At 75.0% G+C, this 19521-nt stretch carries 14 protein-coding genes; 6 read left to right on the top strand and 8 right to left on the bottom strand.

Features of this window, described 5'->3' with window-relative positions; all coding sequences use genetic code 11:
• The 5 genes from ABD944_RS06570 to ABD944_RS06550 all read right to left on the bottom strand — a co-directional run bounded on the left by ABD944_RS06570 (position 1) and on the right by ABD944_RS06550 (position 10890).
• Positions 1–693 (bottom strand): ABC transporter ATP-binding protein, encoded by a 693-nt coding sequence (locus ABD944_RS06570; protein ID WP_345173357.1) that lies wholly within the window; start codon positions 691–693, stop codon positions 1–3.
• Positions 690–1619 (bottom strand): ABC transporter ATP-binding protein, encoded by a 930-nt coding sequence (locus ABD944_RS06565; RefSeq protein WP_345173355.1) that lies wholly within the window; start codon positions 1617–1619, stop codon positions 690–692. Before ABD944_RS06565 ends, ABD944_RS06570 begins: the two co-directional genes overlap by 4 nt.
• Positions 1619–4186 carry a CRISPR-associated protein Cas5 gene (cas5, locus tag ABD944_RS06560; protein ID WP_345173354.1) on the bottom strand — a complete coding sequence of 856 codons (2568 nt, stop codon included), beginning with the start codon at positions 4184–4186 and terminating at the stop codon, positions 1619–1621. The genes ABD944_RS06565 and cas5 overlap by 1 nt, the downstream gene beginning before the upstream one ends.
• On the bottom strand, positions 4183–7527 hold the full coding sequence (locus ABD944_RS06555) for an ABC transporter permease (RefSeq protein WP_345173352.1): 3345 nt from the start codon (positions 7525–7527) through the stop codon (positions 4183–4185). The genes cas5 and ABD944_RS06555 overlap by 4 nt, the downstream gene beginning before the upstream one ends.
• 150 nt (positions 7528–7677) lie before the next feature.
• Positions 7678–10890, bottom strand: coding sequence for an AfsR/SARP family transcriptional regulator (locus ABD944_RS06550; RefSeq protein WP_345173350.1), 3213 nt, complete (start codon positions 10888–10890; stop codon positions 7678–7680).
• A 139-nt stretch (positions 10891–11029) separates the two neighbouring features.
• Between ABD944_RS06550 and ABD944_RS06545 the strand changes: the two genes are divergently transcribed.
• A complete protein-coding gene (locus ABD944_RS06545; protein ID WP_345173349.1) occupies positions 11030–11590 on the top strand; it encodes a dihydrofolate reductase family protein in 561 nt (186 codons plus the stop codon).
• Positions 11591–11597: 7 nt separating this feature from the next.
• Here the strand turns inward: ABD944_RS06545 and ABD944_RS06540 are convergent, their stop codons facing one another.
• The gene (locus ABD944_RS06540) at positions 11598–12527 is read right to left on the bottom strand and encodes a helix-turn-helix domain-containing protein (protein WP_345173348.1); all 930 of its coding nucleotides are present in this window, start codon (positions 12525–12527) and stop codon (positions 11598–11600) included.
• Positions 12528–12894: 367 nt separating this feature from the next.
• On the opposite strand from ABD944_RS06540, the gene ABD944_RS06535 reads away from it, so the two are divergent.
• Positions 12895–13248 (top strand): YciI family protein, encoded by a 354-nt coding sequence (locus ABD944_RS06535; protein WP_345173347.1) that lies wholly within the window; start codon positions 12895–12897, stop codon positions 13246–13248.
• A 204-nt stretch (positions 13249–13452) separates the two neighbouring features.
• Positions 13453–14637 carry an RNA polymerase sigma factor gene (locus ABD944_RS06530; protein WP_378188583.1) on the top strand — a complete coding sequence of 395 codons (1185 nt, stop codon included), beginning with the start codon at positions 13453–13455 and terminating at the stop codon, positions 14635–14637.
• Here ABD944_RS06530 and ABD944_RS06525 read toward each other — a convergent pair.
• Positions 14618–15781, bottom strand: coding sequence for an FAD-dependent monooxygenase (locus ABD944_RS06525; RefSeq protein WP_345173345.1), 1164 nt, complete (start codon positions 15779–15781; stop codon positions 14618–14620). The genes ABD944_RS06530 and ABD944_RS06525 overlap by 20 nt on opposite strands.
• Positions 15782–16094: 313 nt before the next feature.
• Here ABD944_RS06525 and ABD944_RS06520 point away from each other — a divergent pair, with 313 nt between their 5' ends.
• A complete protein-coding gene (locus ABD944_RS06520) occupies positions 16095–17036 on the top strand; it encodes a threonine/serine dehydratase (protein ID WP_345173344.1) in 942 nt (313 codons plus the stop codon).
• Positions 17037–17058: 22 nt separating this feature from the next.
• Here ABD944_RS06520 and ABD944_RS06515 read toward each other — a convergent pair whose 3' ends face one another.
• Positions 17059–18387, bottom strand: a complete 1329-nt coding sequence (locus tag ABD944_RS06515; RefSeq protein ID WP_345173342.1) for a serine hydrolase domain-containing protein — start codon at positions 18385–18387, stop codon at positions 17059–17061.
• Between the two features lie 250 nt (positions 18388–18637).
• On the opposite strand from ABD944_RS06515, the gene ABD944_RS06510 reads away from it, so the two are divergent.
• Positions 18638–19078 carry an Hsp20/alpha crystallin family protein gene (locus ABD944_RS06510; RefSeq protein ID WP_345173340.1) on the top strand — a complete coding sequence of 147 codons (441 nt, stop codon included), beginning with the start codon at positions 18638–18640 and terminating at the stop codon, positions 19076–19078.
• Positions 19079–19193: 115 nt separating this feature from the next.
• Positions 19194–19514 carry a MerR family transcriptional regulator gene (locus ABD944_RS06505; RefSeq protein WP_345173339.1) on the top strand — a complete coding sequence of 107 codons (321 nt, stop codon included), beginning with the start codon at positions 19194–19196 and terminating at the stop codon, positions 19512–19514.
• The last annotated feature ends 7 nt before the right edge of the window (positions 19515–19521 follow it).

The following is a 19521-nucleotide window of genomic DNA, read 5'->3' as shown; positions in this document are numbered from 1 at the left end:
TCAGGCGGGGACGGACGCCTCGGTGACGGAGCCGTCCTCCAGGGTCAGGACGCGGTCGGCCTCGGCGAGGAGGGTCTCGTCGTGGGTCGCCACCAGGACGGTCACGCCCTCGCTGGAGACGACCGCGCGGAACAGCGGCATGATGGCGGCGGCGGTCTCGGAGTCGAGCTGGCCCGTGGGCTCGTCGGCCAGGAGCAGGCGGGGCCGGTTGGCGAGGGCGCGGGCGATCGCCACGCGCTGGCGCTGGCCGCCGGACAGCTCGTAGGGGCGCTGCAGCGCGTGGTCGGCCAGGCCGACGAGGCCCAGCAGGACGCGGACCCGCTCGTCGCGCTCGGCGGGCGGCGTGCGGACGAGGCGCAGCGGGACCTCGACGTTCTCGGCGGCCGACAGGACGGGGATGAGTCCGTGCGACTGGAACACGTAGCCGATGTCGTCGCGGCGCAGGGCGAGCAGCTCGTCCTCGGAGAGCGCGCCGACGTCGCGGCCGTCGACGCGGACGGTGCCGCCGTCCGGGCTGTCCAGGCCGCCGATCAGGTTGAGGAGGGTCGTCTTGCCGGAGCCCGAGCGGCCCCGGACGGCGACGATCTCGCCGGGCGCGATGGTGAAGGACGCCCCGCGCAGGGCCGGGACCTCGATCCTGCCCGTCCGGAAGGTGCGGACCAGCCCCTCCACGGCCACCATCGGCGCGGTCATCGGTTCTCCTCCCGGTCGGGCCACACGCCGACATGGTCGCTCTCCAGCGCGAGGCGGACGCGGTCGCGCAGGTCCAGGGCCTCGGTGAAGCCCTTGGGCAGCTGGACGCGGCCGACGCGGTCGAGGAGGGCGTACTCCTCGACGACGCGGGTCCCGTCGTCCTCGGAGCGGCGGCGGACCTCGACGCTGGTGCGGCCGTCGCGGATGCCGACGGTCCGGTCGACGCGCTCGGACACCTGCGTGTCGTGGGTGACGACGACGGTGGTGGTGCCGAGCTCCTCGTTGACGCGGCGCAGGGCGGCGAACACCCCGGCGGCGGTGGCGGTGTCGAGCTCGCCGGTCGGCTCGTCGGCCAGCACGACCTGGGGTTCGTTGGCGACGGCCACGGCGATCGCGATGCGCTGCTGCTGGCCGCCGGACAGCTCCGCCGGGCGGCGGCCCGCGCAGTCGCCGACGTCCAGCATGCCGAGCAGCTCGGCGGCGCGGGTGGCGCGCTCGCGGCGCGACCGCCCGGCGAACCTCATGGGCAGCTCGACGTTCTGCGCGGCGGTCAGGTACGGCAGGAGGTTGCGGGACGTCTGCTGCCAGACGAACCCGACCTTCTCTCGCCGGAACTCCAGCCGCTCCTTGGACGCCATGGTGAGCAGGTCCGACCCGGCGACGCGGGCGACGCCGGCGGTCGGCACGTCCAGGCCGGACAGGATGTTCAGCAGCGTCGACTTCCCCGACCCGGAGGCGCCGACGATGGCGACGAGCTCGCCGGGGTCGATCAGCAGGTCGAGGCCCTGGAGGGCGACGACCTCGACGCCGTCGGTCTTGTAGATGCGCACCAGGTTGTCGCAGACGATGTGGGCGCCCTCGCCGTAGACGGGGCCGCGTTCGGCGGCCCGTCGCTCCAGTTCGGCGAGATCGGTCGTGTCGGTCATCACTCCCCCGTTCTCAGAGCGTCGGCGGGGTCGGCGTCGAAGGCGCGGTCGACCGCGACGGCGGCGGCGGCCGCCAGCAGCAGCGCGGCGAGCAGGCCGAGCAGCGCCGGAAGCCCCGGGACGTGCGCGGTGACGGCGAAGCCGCCGGTGTAGGGGCGCAGGTCCACGGCCGGTCCGGTGATCTCCGGCAGCAGGAGGCCGAGGACCCACCCGGCGCCCACCGCGCACAGCAGGACCGGCGCGACCTCCACGAGCGCGAGGCGGCGGCTCTGCCGGCGGCTCAGCCCGAGGGCGCGCAGGTGGGCGATCGTCCGGCCGCGGGCGCGGGCCCCCACGACGAGCATGAGCAGGACGGCGAGCAGCCCGTACGCGCCGCCCGCGAGGGCGCCGTTCCGGAAGGTCTCGTGGACGACCGACACCAGCGGCAGCCCCGTCATCTCCCGCAGCACCCGCTGCCGCAGCACGATGTCGTCCCCCGGGGCCGCGGCGCGCAGCGCCTTGACGTCGATGTGGCCGCCCGCGAGGAAGACGTGGGACGGGAAACCCGTCGCACCGGCGACCGTCCGGTAAGGGACGATCACGAAGGCGCTGTTCTTCTCCTGACCGGGGAAGCGCGCGATCTGGCCGGACGGCTTGACGGTCACCGGGTCCATGCCCGCGCGGCCGAGCGTCACGGTGCCGGAGCCCAGGGTGCGGGCGGCCAGGGGCGACACCAGCGCGCCCGAGGTGTCCGTGATGCCGGGCACTTCGGGCGCGAGCCTCCGGTAGGCGTCGAGGTCCACGCCGACCACGGTCACCGGCGCCGGGTCGGTGGCGGACGAGGCCCGCGCGATGACCCGGACCCGGACGGCGCCGGTGACGCCGGGCACCGCGCGGATGCGGCGGAGCCCGGCCTCGTCCAGCGCCCCCGCCTCGACCCGCGCCTCGGCGCCGGTCTCGGCCCAGGAGGCGCGCTCCTGCCCGATCCGCAGCGCGGTGTCCACGGTGGAGGTGAAGCCGGCGATGGTCGCGGCGAGCAGCAGGACGGCCAGCGGCAGCGCGCCGACGAGGTTCTGCCGGGACGCGCGGGCGAGGCCGATGAACGCGACGGCCCCGGTCCGCCGCCGCAGCAGCGGCCCGGCCGCGCGCAGCAGGTACGGGTAGGCGCGCAGGACGAGCACCCCGAGCGCCGCGCCGAGCAGGGCGGGGACGGCGGCGACGAGCGGGTCGGTGCCGGCGGACGGGCCGCGCTCGCGCAGCAGCACGACGCCGATCACCGCGAGCACCACCAGCAGGCCGTCCATGACGAGCCGCCGCCGGGAGGGCCGCGCCGCGACGAGGTCGTCGCGGCGTTCGGCGACCGAGCCGAGCCCGCCGCCGCGCTCCCGCAGGACCATGGTCGCCGAGACGCCGAGCACGGCCAGGACGAGCAGCCCGATCGCGTACAGCGAGGCGGCCTGCGGCGGACCGGCGTCCAGCAGCCGTCCCGCCGCGTAGCCGAGCAGGGCGGACGGGACGGCGGCGAGCGCGGTCAGCCCGCAGGCGGGCGCGGCGAGCTGGCGCAGCGACGCGCCGCGGGCCCGCATCACGCCGAGGAGCGGGCGGAGCCGCTCGCCGAACAGCCCGGCGGCGAGCAGCAGCAGCCCGGCGGCCACGGCGACGAGGCCGCCGAAGGCGAGGCCGAGGACGGACTGGGCGGTGTGGAGCCGTTCGATGAACTCCTTCAGCCGGTTGTCCAGGGCGGTGGAGACCTCGCAGGGGAAGAGGTCGGCGCGCCCTTCGACGGCGGAGCGGAAGGCGTCGAGGTCGCGGACCATGACGCGGGTCTGCTCGGCGCTGACGGCGCCGGTGCGGACCGGGAACCGCCAGTCGTAGAGCAGCTTCAGATGCGGGTCGCGCGTGAGGCGCGAGTACGCGGTGGCATCGATCAGCGCCGTGCCCGCGTCGGCCTCGATGGTGCTGTTGGGGAGGTACTCGACGGTCGGGTGCAGGATCCGGGCGCGCGGCCGCCAGAACTGGTCGGCGGCGTTCAACGGTGCGTACAGGCCGCTGATGCGGACGCCCCTGCCGCCGAGGTCGATCCGGTCGCCGGCCTTGTAACCGAGCTGGTCGGCGTACCTCTTGGCGACCAGCACGTCGATGTCGCCGCTCGTCTGCCCCGGCTTGTTGAAGGGGTAGCGGCCGGAGACGAGGCGGACGCGCCGCCAGGCGCCCGGCTCCCAGCCGAGGTAGAGGATCCTCGGGCGGCGGAAGTCCCCCTCGACGCGGTCGCCCGGGGAGGTGACCGACGACTCGGGCTCGCCGACGACCCCGGCCAGGGAGCTGGGCAGCCGGTCCCGCCAGGCGAGGGCGTGGGAGTTCAGGGCCGCGTCGCCGGGGACGGCCGCGAAGGCGGCGGAGCCTCCGGCCTCCCCCTTCACGTGGATGTCGGCGTCGGCGCCGACGGCGGCGGCCGCGGCGCGGTCGTACCCGGCGGTCGTCCGGGACGGGACGGCGACGGCGAGCAGCGCCGACACCAGCATCAGCACGGCCAGCGCGGTGAGCGGCGCCCACTGCGCGCGGGCGAGCCGCGTCCCGGCACTCCTCATCGGTCCTCCCCCACGCGCAGGCCGGCGCCGAGGTTCCGGCGCCGCAGCGTCCGGATGACCGGCGCGAGCACGAGCCCGAGCACCGCCGCCACCCCGCCGAGGACGGCCAGCACCACGGGCCACTGGACGACCAGGTGCGCGGGCGGGTACGGCTCGGCGGCCTGCACGCTCAGCACGACGTGCGGGACGACGAGCCGCGCCACGACCAGGCCGAGGACCGTCCCGCCGAGCAGGCCGAGCCCGACCAGGTAGGCCTGCTCGGTCGCGAGCATCCCGGCGACCTGGCGGGGCGGGACGCCGAGCGCCCGCAGCACCGCGAACTCCCGGTACCGCTCGCCCGCGGTCACCGCCGCGTTCACCACGAACGCGATGACGGCGAACGCCAGCGCCGCGGCGAAGCCGAGCACGAGGGCGCCCTGGAGCGCCGCGCCCAGCGGGGCGTCGCGGAGCCGGGCGCGGGTCTCGACGCGGTCGGCCGCGACCTCGCCCCAGGCGGGATGGCGGGCCAGTTCCCGGACGGCGGGGGCGGTGCGGCCGCCGCGCGCCGACGCCCACCATTCCCGCGGCGTGATGGTCTCGCCGCCCGAACCGTCCACGGCGAGCCGCGACTGGGTGAGGGTGGGCAGGTCGACCAGGACGCCAGGCCTGCCGGGCGCCACGCTCGGCAGCGCGGGCGCGATGCCGGCGACCTTGACGGGCTGGTCGCCGTCGATGGTGTTCACGGTGACGGTGCCGCCGACGCCGACCTTGGCGCGGCTCGCCATCTCCTTGGTGATGACGCCCGGCACGACCGGCAGCAGGTCGGTGTTCTTGGTGTCGTGCGAGGGCGGGGTGGACGTGCCGAGCATCGCGTGGACGGCGGTACCGGTCGCGTAGCCGTAGAAGCCCTGGCGGTCGAGGGTGGGCGACGAGGGGATCGTGAGGGTCGCCAGCGCGTCCTCGCCCTCCTCGGCGGTCGTCCTGATCGGATGCTCCAGGTCCTGCGGTCCGGCGAACGCGTCCCAGCGGGCCCCCGCGGGCCGCGTGGCCTGGCCGGTGCCCTCGCCGGCGATGCTCCGCAGCTCCAGGTCGAGCCTGCCCGAGATCTTGTTGTCGTCGTAGTTGAAGTGGACGCCGCGGACCGCCAGCGGGAAGGAGGGCACGCCGTCCTTCCCCGCGAGCCGGGCGGTGTCGAGGGCGATGGTGTGCTCGTCGCCGTCCGCGTCGATGCCGGGCAGGGTCACCTGCCGGGTGAGCCCGTCGGCGTCGACGATGCTCACCACGAACTTGTAGCCCTCGCCGAGCGGCGGCACGTAGTCGGGGGGCACTTCGGGCTCCGGACCGGAGCGGCTGAGGCGCAGGTCGAACAGCAGCCGCTTCGGCGTGCCGGGCACGGTCAGCGCCGGGGCGGCGGGACGCGCCCGCGCCAGCTCGTCCAACCGCAGGTCGTTCCGCAGGCCGGGGCCGACGCGCAGGAGCGGGCCGAGTCTCCTCGCGTCGACGCCGAGCAGGGTCGCGGGTTCGGTGCCGAGGTCGGCGTCCATGCGCAGGACCCCGCTCGCGGCCGAGACGCCCGGCAGCGCCGCGAACCGCCCGGCCTGCCCGAGCGCCTCCGGGCCGCCCTCCCGGGCCGAGGCGGCCAGCCGCAGGTCGGCGCCGCTCTGGAAGTCGGCCTGGTCGGTCTGCGACCGCCGCCAGGTCGCCATCGTCGTGACCGACAGGATCCCGACGGCCATCGCCATCACCAGCAGCAGGACGGGCCCGGTGTAGCGGAGCTGGCGCCGCCCGACCTGCCGGGTGCCGAGGACGGCCACGAGGCCGCGCCCGCGGGTCGCGATCCGCTCGGCCACGCGGGTGACGGCGGGCACGAGGCGGAGCAGGAGGACCCCGCCGGCGAGCAGGGCCAGGGCCGGGCCGGACACGATGAACGGGTCGATGCCGCCCGTGCCGCCGCCGGGGGCGCCGCCGCCCGCGCCGTCCGCCCCGTACCGGGTGAGCTGCCAGATCGCGAGCCCGGCGACGAGCAGCAGCGCGAGGTCGGTGCCCGAGCCGCGCAGGCCGCCGCGGCCCTGCCGCCCGATGCCGGCCTGGGCCTCCACGAAGGTCCGGTTCGCGCCCCGCAGCGTCGGGACCGTCAGGACGACGGCGCAGGCCAGCGCCGTCAGCACCGAGACGGTCCACAGCGGCAGGAGCGGCCCGGCGTCCAGCCGCAGCCCCGAGTCCCGGACCGCGGGCGCGTGCCCGGCCAGGCGCAGCAGCGGGCCGGCCAGCAGCGGGCCGAGCACCGCGGCGGGCAGCACGATCAGCAGGCCCTCGGCGAGGCCGAGCCGGGCGAGCTGGCGCATGCCGAGGCCGCGGGTGCGCAGCAGCGCGACCTCGCCGCGCCGGTGGTCGGCGAGCAGCCGCGCGACCAGCAGCCACGCGCAGCCCGCCAGCAGGACGAGCTGGATCACCGGGATGAGCATCGTGGACCGCGCGACCTGGAGCGCGGTGCGCAGCTGCGCGGTCAGGTCGGGCAGGTCGGTCGCGACGCTGAACTGCGCACCGTCGCCGGCCTTCTCGAAGGTGTCGCCGCCGGCGGCCACCCGGTCGCCGAGGGCGCCGAGCTCGCCCGGCTCGACGCCGCGCAGGTCCGGCATGACGGTGAAGCGCGCCTCGGATCCCGTGCCGGTGAACCGGGCGGCGAAGACCTCGGGCCGCACCACGAAGGGCCCGTGGCTCGTGTAGGTGAGCCTTTCGACGCCGGTCGTGATGAGCTTGTCGTCCTGCCAGAAGTAGTCCTGCGGGTCGGGGACGTCGAACAGCCCGACGACGCGGACCTTCACGACCGACTTCTTGTCGACGCGGCCGTGCAGCGTGAGGACGTCGTCCACACCGGCGCGCATGGCGCGGGCGGCGGCGCCGGGCAGGGCCGCCTCGACCTCCCTGGAGCCCGTGCCCGAGGCCGCGCCGGGCCAGCGTCCCTCGGTGAGCCGCGCGTGCTTCTCGATGCCGGTGTAGGTCTCGAACGCCGTCAGGTCGGGGTGTTCGCTCTTCTCCTGGCCGGGCAGCGTGAAGGAGTCGCTGCGGACGCTCATCGAGACCGCCAGCGGGACGTCCCGGTAGATCTGCTTCAGCGCCCGGTCGACCTGGCCCTGCACCGTGGGGAGGCCGTTCGCCGGGACGTGGGTGCCGAGCGTCGTCCCGACCGACTCGAACGTCGCGTCCGCCAGGGTGCGGCGCAGGCCCTCGCGGGTCACCGAGCCGGTGTAGCCGACCAGGGCCGCGAGGACGGTCGTGGCGAAGAGGGCGGTCGCGCAGGCGGCCAGCACCAGCGTCCGATCGCCGATGATCCGGCTGAGCACCAACCCCCGTCGTCCCACGAAGGGTGATGATCAACCCCTGTGAGAGGGGCCACAAGGGGTCGTGATGAATCCGCGACTATTCGCAACCTTCTTGCAATAGGGCGAATCACCCAGGCAAGCGCGTCCCCAGGCAGCCCTGCCGCCTCGCCCTGCCGGTCCGCCCGCGCCCTACCGGCCGGCCCATACGGACGCGCCCTCCGGAGGGACGGTCTCCGCACGGCGCAGGATCTCCGCCGGATCGAGGCCCGCCCCCGCGGCGAGCGCGTCCGGGCCGGCCGCGTCCCCGAGCCGCGCGGCGGCCCGGTCGATGTCGTCCTGCTCGACGGGGGCGGGCGGCACGCCGGCGGCCTCCCGGATCGCCGCCGCCTTCCCGAGGGCCTGCGCCGCGTCCCGGTGCCGCCCCGCCATGGCCAGCGCGCCGGCCAGCCCCTCCAGGGCGCCCGCCAGGTCGCGTGGCGCCTCCAACCTGATCGCGACGGCCAGCGCGTCCCGCTGGTACCGGACGGCGGACGCCGCGTCGCCCCGCGCCTCCGCCACGCGGCCCAGCCCGGTCTGGATCATCGGCAGGTACAGGGGCGGGAACTCCTCCGGCGACGCCGCCGCCAGCAGGGGCCGCATCCGGTCCTCGGCGTCCTCCAGCCGCTCCTCGCGTTCCGCCGCCAGCCCGAGGCCGATGTCGGCGAACATGGCCGCGGGCGCGAACCCCTGCTCCGCCGCGACCCGCCGCGCCCGCCCGAACAGCCGCCGCGCGGACGCCTGGTCGCGGCGCAGGTAGGCGATCCAGCCGCGCCACGCCATCCGCATGGCGACGTCCGGCCACAACCGCAGCTCCTCGGCGATGCGCTGCGCGTCGTGATGGAGCCGCTCGGCCCGGTCGTAGTCGCCGGTCAGCTCCGCCAGCCCGCCGAGCCACTCCACCGCCTGGAGCCGTCCCCAGCGGTCGCCGACCTCGTCGAACAGCACGGCGGCCCGTTCGGCGTCGCGCTCCAGCGCGGCGGGCTCGCCGCGCGCGTGGGCGTGCATGGCGCGCTGGACGAGCGCCGCCGCCTCGCCCCACCGGTCGCCGCACGCGCGGAACCCCGTGAGCGCCTCCTCCAGCCGCGCGGCGCCCTCGCCGGTGTCGTCCAGCTCGGCCCGGGCGAACGTCAGGAACCAGCGCGCCCACGCCTTCAGGCGGTCGTCGCCGGTGGCGTCCACGAGCGCGAGGGCCTCGTCGCGGCGGGCCTTCCAGTCGCCGGGGGCGCCCTTGAGCACGGCCAGCCCCGCCCGCCACACCAGCGCGCGGGCCCGGACGTCCGGCGATCCGCCGTCCCGGGCGAGGGCCGCCTCCAGCGACCGCAGCGCCTCGGTCAGCCGCCCGCGCAGGAACCAGTACCAGGCGAGCGCGTTGACCAGCCGCAACGCCTCGTCCGCCGACCCGGCGGCGTCGAGCGCGGCCCGCAGGTTCGCCGACTCGACGTCCAGCCTCGCCAGCCAGCGCGCCTGGTCGGGCCCGGTGAGGCCGCCCGCCGCGCGCTCGGCCAGGGCCAGGTGGTGGGCGCTGTGCGCGGCCTCGGCGCGCCGCGTCTCCCCCGCCTCCGCCAGCCGCTCGGCCGCGTAGGCGGCGACCGACTCCAGCAGCCGGTACCGGGGGCCCTCGCCGGGACGCTCCGTCATCACGACCAGCGAGCGGTCGACCAGCCGCACCAGGACGTCGAGGACCTCCGCGTCCGGGACCTCCCCGCCCGCGCACACCGCCTCGGCCGAGTCGGCGGTGCAGCCGTCGGCGTGCACCGACAGCCGGCGCAGCACCGCGCGCTCCGGCCCGGTCAGCAGGTCCCAGCTCCAGTCGATCACCGCGGTGAGGGTGCGCTGCCGGGCCGGGGCGCCGCGGTGCCCGGACGACAGCAGCCGGAACCGGTCGTCGATCCGTTCGACGAGCCCCTCGACCCCGAGCGTCCGCACCCGGGTCGCGGCGAGTTCGAGGGCGAGCGGGATGCCGTCCAGCCTGCGGCACAGCTCCCCGACCGGGCCGGCCGTGTCCCCGTCCAGCCGGAAGCCCCGCGACGCCGCCCGCGCCCGCTCCGCGAACAGCCGGACCGCGCTCGACGCCGCCGGGTCGTCGCCGCGGCCCGGCACGTCCAGCGGCGGAACGGCCCACACGACCTCGCCCGGCAGGCCGAGCGGCTCCCGGCTCGTCGCCAGCACCCGCACCCCGGGCACCCCGCGCAGCAGCCGGTCCGCCAGCTCGGCGGCCTGCTCGACCACGTGCTCGCAGTTGTCCAGGACGAGCAGCAGCCGCCGGGCGCCGAGCGCCGCCGCCAGCCGGTCGAGCGCCGCCGCGGGCTCGCCGGGCGCGTCCCGGATGTCGAGGATCGCCGTCACGACCTCCGCGAGGTCGGGCACGGTCGAGCGCTCCAGGGCCGCCAGCTCCGCCATCCACACGCCGTCGCCGAACCTGTCCGCGAGGCCGGCCGCCGTCTCGATCGCCAGGCGCGTCTTGCCGACCCCGCCCGGGCCGGTCAGCGTGACCAGCCGGTCGGTGCCGATCCGGGCCCGGATCTCCCGGACGGCGCCGTCCCGCCCGATCAGCTCGGTCGGCGGGACGGGCAGGTTCGAACGCGGGCGCGGCGGCTCCGGGGCGGCGGGCCCGCCCAGGGCGGGGTCCTGCCGCAGGATGGCCCGCTGGAGCTCGGCCAGCTCGGAGCCCGGGTCCAGGCCCAGCTCGTCGGCGAGCAGCACCCGGTACCTCTCGAAGCACTCCAGCGCCTCGTTCTGCCGTCCGGCCCCGTAGAGGGCCCGCATGTGCGCGGACCTCAGCCGCTCGCGCAGCGGGTGCTCCTCGACGGCGCCGCCGAGCTCGCCCGCCAGGGCGCCGTGCTCGCCGAGTGCCAGCCGCACCTCGGCGTGCTCCTCCAGCGCGGTCAGCCGCAGTTCCTCGAGCCTCGCCACCGCCGCGCGGGTGAACTCCTCGTCGCGGAAGTCGGCCAGCGCGGGGCCGCGCCACCGTCCGAGCGCCTCCGCCAGCAGCGCCGCCCTCTCCTTCGGCTCCGCCGCGCCGCGCGCCCGCTCGACCAGCGCCTGGAAGGACCGGGCGTCGACCCGCTCGGGGGCGGCGGCCAGCAGGTACCCGGCCGGGCGCGACTCCACCAGGGCCCGCGCGCCCGGCTCGGCGTCCTCCAGGACGCGGCGCAGCTGCGACACCTTCGCCGACAGCGCGCCCATCGGGTTCCCGGGCGGCGCGTCGCCCCACAGGTCGTCGACCAGCCGGTCGGCGGGGACCGGACGGCCCTCGTGCACGAGCAGGTCCGCCAGCAGCGCCCGCACCTTCAGCCCCGGCACGGGGACGAGCCCGCCGTCGTCGGTCCAGACCGCGAGCGGTCCGAGCAGCCCGAAACGCATCTTCCGACCCTAATGCGAACTCGTTCTCCGGCGCGTCCGGGCGGCCGCCGGAAAGGAAGCGTAAGGATCCGGTAAACGGTCCCGCGCACAGTGGTCACACGGCGCCGGAAGGCGAACGATCAACCCGACGGAGGAGACCATGCGCAAGATCATCAACTCGACGTACGTGTCGCTCGACGGCGTCATCGAGAACCCGCAGAACTGGACCTCGGCCTACTTCCAGGACGAGGCCGCCGCCTACGCCAGGGAACTGCTGTTCTCCTGCGACGCCATCCTGATGGGACGCAAGACGTTCGACGGCTTCTCCCAGGCGTGGCCGGCCATGGAGGAGGCGACCGGCGACTTCGGCGTCCGGATGAACAGCCTGCCCCACTACGTCGTGTCCGACTCCCTCCGCAAGCCCGGCTGGGGCGACACGACGGCGATCCCGCGGGCGGAGGCCGTCACGGAGATCGCCAAGCTGAAGGAGCAGGACGGTCAGGACATCCTGCAGTACGGCTTCGGCCCGGTGTCCCGGACGCTCGTCGAGCACGGCCTGCTGGACGAGCTGCGCCTGTGGATCCACCCGGTGCTCGTCGGCGCCCGCGAGACCGGCGAGCTGCTCAACGCCGACGAGTTCTCGGCCGCGTTCGAGCTGGCCGGCACCGAGGTCTTCAAGACCGGCGTCATCATCGCCACCTACGTCCCCAGCGCGCGGTAGCGAGCGGTCATCCGGCGGCCCGGCGCGGCGGAACGCCGAACCGGGCCAGGGCCGCCCGGAGGATCGCGCGGGTGCGGTCCGGGGGCTCGGCCTGGACGCCGACACGGTCCAGGGCGTCGCGGTAGCGGGCGATGTCGGACGCCCGGTCCGGGTAGAGCGCGCAGGTGAGCTGCTCCAGGTAGACCACGTCGGGCAGCTCGGGCTCGGCGAACCGCAGCAGCGTCATCGGGCCGCTCTCCGTCGCGGGCCCGCCCGAGGCGAAGGGGGCGATCTGCACGGTGACGTTCGGCCGCTCCGCCATCTCGATCAGGTGCTCGATCTGGGCGCGCATCGTGGCGCGGCCGCCGACCGTCCGGCGCAGCGCCGCCTCGTCCAGCACCGCCCACAGCCGCAGCGGGTCCGGGCGCTCGAACACGCGGCGGCGCCGCATCCGCAGCTCCACCCGCCGCTCGATCTCCTCGGGCCCCGCCTCCGGGTGGCGGGCCGCGATCAGGGCGCGGGCGTAGTCCCTGGTCTGCAGCAGTTCCGGGACGTTCTGGACCTCGTACACGCGGACGAGCACCGCACCCTGCTCCAGTCCGAGGTAGGGCTCGAACCAGGACGGGACCACGTCGCCGAACGGCTGCCACCAGCCCGGCGCGTTGGCGTGCTCGGCCAGTTCCAGCAGCGGTTCGCGCAGCGACGGGTCGGTCACGCCGTAGAGGGTCAGCAGGTCGGCGACGTCGCGCTCCTTGTAGCCGACCCGGCCGAGCTCCATCCGGCTGATCTTGGAATGCGAGCCGCGGATCTCGTACCCGGCGGCCTCGGTGGACAGGCCGGCGGCCTCCCGGTAGCGGCGCAGCTGGGCGCCGACCAGCAGGCGCAGCACCGTCGGGCCCGCCTCCCGGTGGTCCTGGGCGACGCGGGCGCGGTCGCCCTCCGGTTCCGCGGCGCTCACGAGGCCCCGCGCCCCGCGGCGCGGCACCGCCCGTGCGGCGCCGGACCTCCGGCACGCGGCGCGGACGGCCCACCGGTCACCGGTGCCGGAACTCCCATGGGACGCCCTCCTCGACGTGCGGAAAAACTTTCCACCGGATGAAGTTACTCGTTGGAGAGTCACTTGCCCACTAGTCCGGAATGTCCTCTTTGGTGGTCATCTCGGGGAATGTACGGGAGCGTCCGGCTCAAGAGCGCCGTGACCTGGCACGATACGGAGCACGAAAAAAATCCAGAAGATCTCGGCCAGGATGTCGATCCGGTCACACGTTCTTCGACGCGTTCGTGACGGACCGGGAAGGACCGGGCCGGTGAGCAGAGGAGACGACATGCGGTTCCTGTTGATGACGACGGACGACGGTTCTGCGCCCGCCGCGCCGCCGGACGAGAAGCTGCAGACGGAGATGGGCCGGTTCATCGAGGAGATGTCCCGGAGCGGGGTGCTGCTCGCGACCGGCGGGCTGGAGCCCGGCGGCACCCGGATCACGTCGTCCGGCGGCAAGGTCACCGTCCTCGACGGCCCGTTCGCCGAGGCGAAGGAGACGGTCGTCGGGTTCGCGCTGATCGAGGTGGGCAGCCGCGAGGAGGCCATCGAGCTGTCCAAGCGCTTCTGGGCGATCGTCGGCGACGGCGAGGGCGTCATCCAGCAGGTGTTCGGGCCGGAGGACCTCCCCGGCCAGTGAGGCTCGCGCCCGGCGGGCGCCCGGCCGGGCCGGGGCGTCCGCCGAGGTTGCGCGGCGGCCGGTGCGGGTGCTCTCATCGGCAGCGTGACGGCATCGGACGAGCCCGGGGCGCGGAAGGCGCCCGCACGGGGCACGAGCGTGCACGCGACCGTCGACGCGGTGTGGCGGCTGGAGGCCGCGCGCATCATCGCCGGTCTCGCCCGCATGGTGCACGACATCGGGCTCGCCGAGGAACTCGCGCAGGACGCGCTGGTCGCCGCGCTCGAACAGTGGCCGGAGTCGGGCGTCCCGGATAACCCGGGCGCCTGGCTCATGGCCGTCGGCAAGCGCCGCGCGATCGACCGGATCCGGCGGCTGCGGCGGCTCGATGACAAGATCGAGGAGATGGGCCGCGACCTGGAGACCCAGGCGCCGCGCGACGAGTTCGACGTTCCGGACGACGACCACATCGAGGACGACGTCCTCCGGCTGATCTTCACGGCCTGCCACCCCGTGCTGTCCGCGCAGGCGCGGGTCGCGCTGACGCTGCGCATGCTCGGCGGCCTCACCACCGAGGAGATCGCGCACGCGTTCCTCGTCCCCGAGGCGACCGTGGCGCAGCGGATCGTCCGGGCCAAGCGGACGCTCTCGGAGGCGAACGTCCCGTTCGAGGTGCCGCAGGGCCCCGACCGCGCGGCCCGGCTGGCGTCCGTGCTGGAGGTCGTCTACCTCGTCTTCAACGAGGGGTACGCCGCCAGCGCGGGCGACGCCTGGGTGCGGACGGACCTGTGCCGCGAGGCGCTGCGCCTCGGCCGCGTCCTCGCGGCGCTGGCCCCCGGCGAGCCCGAGGTGCACGGGCTCGCGGCGCTGATGGAGATCCAGGCGTCCCGCACCCGGGCGCGCACCGGCCCGTCCGGGGAGCCCGTCCCGCTGGCGGCGCAGGACCGCGGCAAGTGGGACCGGCTCCTCATCACCCGCGGGTTCGAGGCGCTGCTGCGCGCGAAGAGGATCGGCGAGCCGCCCGGCCCGTACGTCCTGCAGGCCGCGATCGCCGCCTGCCACGCGCAGGCGCCCTCCGCCGAGGACACCGACTGGGCGCAGATCGCCTCCCTCTACGAGATCCTCGCCCGCGTCGCGCCGTCCCCCGTGGTGGAGCTGAACCGCGCCGTGGCGGTCGGCATGGCCCACGGTCCCGAGAAGGGCCTGGAGCTCGCCGACGCGCTGGTGGACGAGCCCGCCCTGCGCGGCTACCACCTGCTGCCGAGCGTCCGCGGCGACCTGCTCGCCCGCCTCGGCCGCCGGGACGAGGCCCGGGAGCAGTTCGAGCGCGCCGCGGAGCTCACCCGCAACGCGCCCGAACGCCGGGTCCTGCTGGACCGCGCCGCCGCGCTCAGTAGTCCCGCACCGTGAACGAGCCGACGATCTCCCCGAAGTCCTGGAAGTCGACGACCTCGGTCCCGGCGCCCGTCTCGGCGTCGCGCTGCGCGTCCACCCGCGCCTTGTTGGTCAGCGCCAGTTCCTGGTTCGCGGCGACGTACCCGCGCAGCTCCTTCTCGTAGTTCGCGAACGCGGCGCGGTGGTCGCCGCCCGCCGCCTTCAGCTCCCCGGCCAGCACGTACGCGCCGACGATGGCCATGCTCGTGCCCTGCCCGGACAGCGGCGACCCGCAGTAGCCCGCGTCCCCGAGCAGGACGACCCGCCCCTTCGACCAGGAGTCCATGTGGATCTGCGCCATCGAGTCGAAGTGGAAGTCGGGCGCGTCCCACATCGTCTCCAGCAGCTCGGGCACCACCCAGCCGCCGCCGGCCAGCGCGTCCGCCATGATCTTCTTCTGCGCGGCGGTGTCGCGGTGGTCGTACTCGATCGGCCGCTCGGACTCGAACCCCAGGTAGACGCGGACCTCCTCGTTGCCGCGCACGCTCATCACGCCGCCACCCCAACTGCTGCCCGGCACCTGGTGGAACACCTGCCAGCGGTCCAGTCCGAGGAAGTTCGGGGCCGTCCACACCGACAGGTAGGTGCCGAGGTGGGTGAGGTAGTCCTTCTCCGGCCCGAACACCAGCCGGCGCGTGGTGGAATGCGCGCCGTCCGCGCCGACGACCAGGTCGAACGTGCGGATCAGCCCGCTCTGGAAGATCACCCGCACGCCGTCGTCGTCCTGCTCCACCCCGGCGATCGAGTCGCCGTACAGGTACTCGACGCCGTCGCCCGCCGCGTCCACCAGGATCGCGGACAGGTCGTCGCGCAGGATCTCCACGTCCGCGCTGCTCAGGTCGCCCCCGGTGATCGTGTAGTCCTCGCTGCGGTACAGCTCCTTGCCGTCCCCGTCCACCATGGACATGCCGCGCATCTCGACGCGCCGCTCGCGGATCCGGTCGAGGACGCCCATCCGCTCGGCGACCTCCAGCGCCGGCCCGCGCACGTCGATCGCCTGCCCGCCGGCCCGCGGCCCGGGCGACACCTCCACGACCGTCACGCCGAACCCGTACCGCCGCAGCCAGTACGCCAGCGCGGGACCGCCAATGCTCGCACCCGAGATGAGGACGTTCTTCATGGGGACCTCCCTAGTCCGGCGGGACCTGCGTCCCGCGCCGATGAAGAGACTCGCCTCGGCCGCTGACCGACCTCGCACCGTGTGCTGACCGGCGTCCGGAGCGGAGCGGAGGACGACGGTCAGCAGCCCTTCCCGGGGGGCTTGGGGGGTCGCCCCCCAAAGGAAAACTGACCGGCGTCCGGAGCGGAGCGGAGGACGCCGGTCAGCAGCCCTTCCCGGGGGGCTTGGGGGTGGTTGTCAGGGGGGCGGGTGGCGTGATCGGGTGTCATGTCCCAAACTGGCGTTGGGTGCTGATGACGCGGAGGGGAAACCGGTGATCGATCGCTCGCACGTCCAGGCCGCCGCGGAGCGTGTCGCGGGACATGTCCGCCGCACGCCGATGGTCGAGGTCGAGCCGGGGCCGCTCGCGCCCGCCGCGCGGATGTGGCTGAAGCTCGAACTGACGCAGCACACGGGGTCGTTCAAGGCGCGCGGTGCGTTCAACCACATCCTGGCGGCGCGGGAGGAGGGGCGGCTTCCCGAGACGGGAGTCGTCGCGGCCTCAGGCGGGAACGCCGGGCTGGCCTTCGCGTACGCGGCGGCGCGGGCGGGCGTCCCGGCCGAGGTGTACGTGCCGGAGACGGCGCCCGCGGTGAAGGTCGCGCGGCTGCGGGCCCTCGGCGCCGCGGTCGTGCAGGTGGGCACCCGGTACGCCGAGGCGCAGGACGCCGCGACCAAGCGCGCCGCCGACACCGGCGCGCTGTTCTGCCACGCCTACGACCTGCCGAAGGTGTGCGCGGGCCAGGGCACGCTCGGCCTGGAGATGCTGGAGCAGACCGGCGGCGAGGTCGACACGGTCCTGCTGGCGGTCGGCGGCGGAGGGCTGATGGCGGGCGTGGCCGCCGCGCTCGAAGGGCGGGCGCGCGTCGTCGGCGTCGAGCCCGCGACGATCCCGACCCTCGAACGCGCCCTGCACGCCGGACGCCCCGTGGACGTGGAGGTGTCGGGGATCGCCGCCGACTCCCTCGGCGCGACCCGGGCCGGCGAGATCGCGTTCGCGGTCGCCTCCCGTGCCGGGGTGCGTCCCGTCCTGGTCACCGACGAGGCGATCATCGAGGCCCGCCGGTTCGTGTGGCAGGAGTACCGCATGGTCGTCGAGCACGGCACGGCCGCCGCCGTGGCCGCGCTGCGCGGCGGCGCCTACCGGCCGTCCCCCGGGGAGCGCGTCGTGGTCGTGCTGTGCGGCGCCAACACCGACCCGTCCGACCTGGTCTGAGTTTCCGGCGACCGGCCGCGTCTCACCCGGCGGCGCGCAGGGCCTGGAGCGGCAGCAGCCGCACCTGCGCGGCGGGACGGACCGTGCCGGTCGCGGGGCGGCTGCCGCACAGGGCCTCCACCACGTGCGCGGCCAGCGCGTTGTCGATGGGGTGGGGGACGGGCGTGCCGCCGGCGCTGAGCTGCTGGTACTTCATCAGGTTGAAGGCCAGCGAGATCTGCCGCTCGCCCCCGGCGGAGGACAGGGACTGGGTTCCGGCGCCGAAGACCGCGCCGTCGTGGCCCCAGAACGTCCCGCACGGTAGGTCGAGGGAGTAGAGCCCGAGGCCGTAGTTCATCAGGACGTTGCCGTCCGCGTCCTTCACCGGGACGGTCCGCCGCATCTGCGCCAGAGCGTCCGGCCCGATGAGGTCGCCGGTGAGGAGCCTGCGGTAGAAGCGGTTGAGGTCGTCCATGGTGGAGACGAGCGCGCCCGCCGTCCAGGCCCAGCTCATGTCGAAGGTGCTGTAGTCGCGGGGCGGCGTCACGTGCTGGTACAGCGACTCGTACATCCGCGGGTGCGGGCCCGCGATCCAGGGCGAGGACGGGAAGTAGGTGTGCTTCAGCCCGGCCTTGCGGATGACGTTCCGGGTGATGTACTCCTCCGCCCTGGTCCCGGTCACCTTCTCCAGGAGTCTCCCGGCGATGACGTAGTTGGTGTTGGAGTACGACCAGCGCTCGCCCGGCTCTCCCGTGCGCGGCGCCCGCAGCCCCCAGGCGATGAGCTGCTCGGGCGGGACGTCGCGGAACCGGTACTCGTCCAGGCTGTCGGCCGAGAGCTCCCGCAGCGAGGGGAACGCCGGGGCGACGTAGTCGCCGATGCCGCTGGTGTGGTCGAGCAGCATCCGCACGGTCGTCTGCTCGCCGGGGCGCCCCGGGATGAGGCCGGGCAGGTAGCGGCCGACCGGGGCGTCGAGGTCGACGCGGCCCCGCTCGACCTGCTGGAGGATCGCGGTGGCGACGAACGACTTGGTGATGCTGCCGACCCGCTGGCGCATGCCCGGGGTGACCCGGCGCCCCGTGCGCACGTCCGCGACGCCGGCCGCGCCGTCCCACGCCGTGCGGCCGTCCCGGACCTCGGAGAACAGCCCGTACATCCCGGCGTCGTGCGTGGCGTCCAGGGTGGCCCGGAGCTTGGCGGGATCGAACGGGACGGTGGGCGGCTGCGCCGCGGCGATCACGGACGGGCCCACGTCCGGCCCGGCCGCCGCCGCGACCTGGGCCGTCGCCAACGTCAGAACGAGCGCCGCACCCGCGGCCGCTCCCCTGGCGACGCCGCGCCTCGCCAGCCGTCCCAGCCCTCTGGCCATCATCCCCGTCTTTCCGCGCCGACCGCGCCCCCGAGGGGGCTTTTCTAGATCATCCACTCTCTCATCCCGAGGGTGGAAGCTGTCCCAGAGCCACCAAAACGGGTCGCTCACGACACCCGGGACTGGACGGCCGCGACGCCGGGGCTTGACATCGGCTTCCCGGTTTCCTATAACTGGAGTTGCAGGTTTCCTCTTGTACGAGGAACAGGTAATCGGCGCACGCCAGGCGCCGAGGTCTTCGGAGGTGATGTCCGTGTTGCTGACGTCGATCGACCCGTTCGTGCAGGAGTTCGAGCGTCAGTTCGACCGCGCGGTCCGCCAGGCGGCCGGCCAGGGAAACGGCGCCGCCATGGCGATGGACGGCGTCCGCCGCGCGGACGACGTCGTCCTGCGGTTCGATCTGCCGGGGGTCGACCCCGGCTCCATCGAGGTCACCGTCGACCGCGGCGTGCTCTCGGTGACCGCGCGGCGCGAGGAGGAGTTCGGCGAGGAGGAGCGCGTCTTCGTCCGCGAGCGCACCATGGGCTCCTTCACCCGCCGGGTCTACCTGTCGGAGCACCTGGACGCCGAGGCGATCGAGGCCGCCTACGAGAACGGCGTCCTCGCCGTCCGCATCCCGGTGCTGGAGCGGGCGCGGCCCCGGAAGGTGGCCGTCCAGCAGTCCGGCGCCGGCCAGAAGGCGATCAGGAGCTGACGCGCGACGTCCGGGCGGCCCCGGCCGGCGCGGCTCGTCGAAGGCCGTGCCGACCGGGGCCGCCCGCATCGTCCGGCGGTTCGCCGGTACCGCGACGGCGCCGAGGAGGCCCCCCATGAACCTGCCGTTCGACGACGAGCACGCCGCGCTGTTCACGGTGGGACAGGTGGCGCAGATGCTGGACGTCCAGCAGGCGTTCCTGCGCCGCATCGACGACCACCGGGTCGTCTCCCCCCAGCGCTCGACCGGCGGCCAGCGCCGCTACAGCCGCCACGAGATCGGCCGCATCCAGGAGGTCGTGTCGATGATGGGCGAGGGCATGACGCTGCCCGCCATCCGGCGCATCTTCGAACTCCAGCACGAGGTCGCCGAACTCACCCGGGAGCGCGACGAACTCGCCCGGCGGCTCGCCGGAGGCCGCGACTCCACGGCCTGACGCCCGG

This window comes from Actinomadura verrucosospora (genome assembly GCF_039540335.1).
Lineage (GTDB): Bacteria > Actinomycetota > Actinomycetes > Streptosporangiales > Streptosporangiaceae > Spirillospora > Spirillospora verrucosospora.
This window is presented reverse-complemented; position numbering and strand designations above follow the sequence as displayed.

Excerpts from the sequence above, each read along its gene's own strand:
- ABD944_RS06525 (WP_345173345.1), bottom strand. The coding sequence starts at position 15,781 with ATGAAGAACGTCCTCATCTCGGGTGCGAGCATTGGCGGTCCCGCGCTG.
- ABD944_RS06505 (WP_345173339.1), top strand. The coding sequence starts at position 19,194 with ATGAACCTGCCGTTCGACGACGAGCACGCCGCGCTGTTCACGGTGGGA.
- ABD944_RS06535 (WP_345173347.1), top strand. The coding sequence starts at position 12,895 with ATGCGGTTCCTGTTGATGACGACGGACGACGGTTCTGCGCCCGCCGCG.
- cas5 (WP_345173354.1), bottom strand. The coding sequence starts at position 4,186 with ATGAGGAGTGCCGGGACGCGGCTCGCCCGCGCGCAGTGGGCGCCGCTC.
- ABD944_RS06570 (WP_345173357.1), bottom strand. The coding sequence starts at position 693 with ATGACCGCGCCGATGGTGGCCGTGGAGGGGCTGGTCCGCACCTTCCGG.
- ABD944_RS06565 (WP_345173355.1), bottom strand. The coding sequence starts at position 1,619 with ATGACCGACACGACCGATCTCGCCGAACTGGAGCGACGGGCCGCCGAA.
- ABD944_RS06530 (WP_378188583.1), top strand. The coding sequence starts at position 13,453 with ATGGTGCACGACATCGGGCTCGCCGAGGAACTCGCGCAGGACGCGCTG.
- ABD944_RS06545 (WP_345173349.1), top strand. The coding sequence starts at position 11,030 with ATGCGCAAGATCATCAACTCGACGTACGTGTCGCTCGACGGCGTCATC.
- ABD944_RS06550 (WP_345173350.1), bottom strand. The coding sequence starts at position 10,890 with ATGCGTTTCGGGCTGCTCGGACCGCTCGCGGTCTGGACCGACGACGGC.
- ABD944_RS06515 (WP_345173342.1), bottom strand. The coding sequence starts at position 18,387 with ATGATGGCCAGAGGGCTGGGACGGCTGGCGAGGCGCGGCGTCGCCAGG.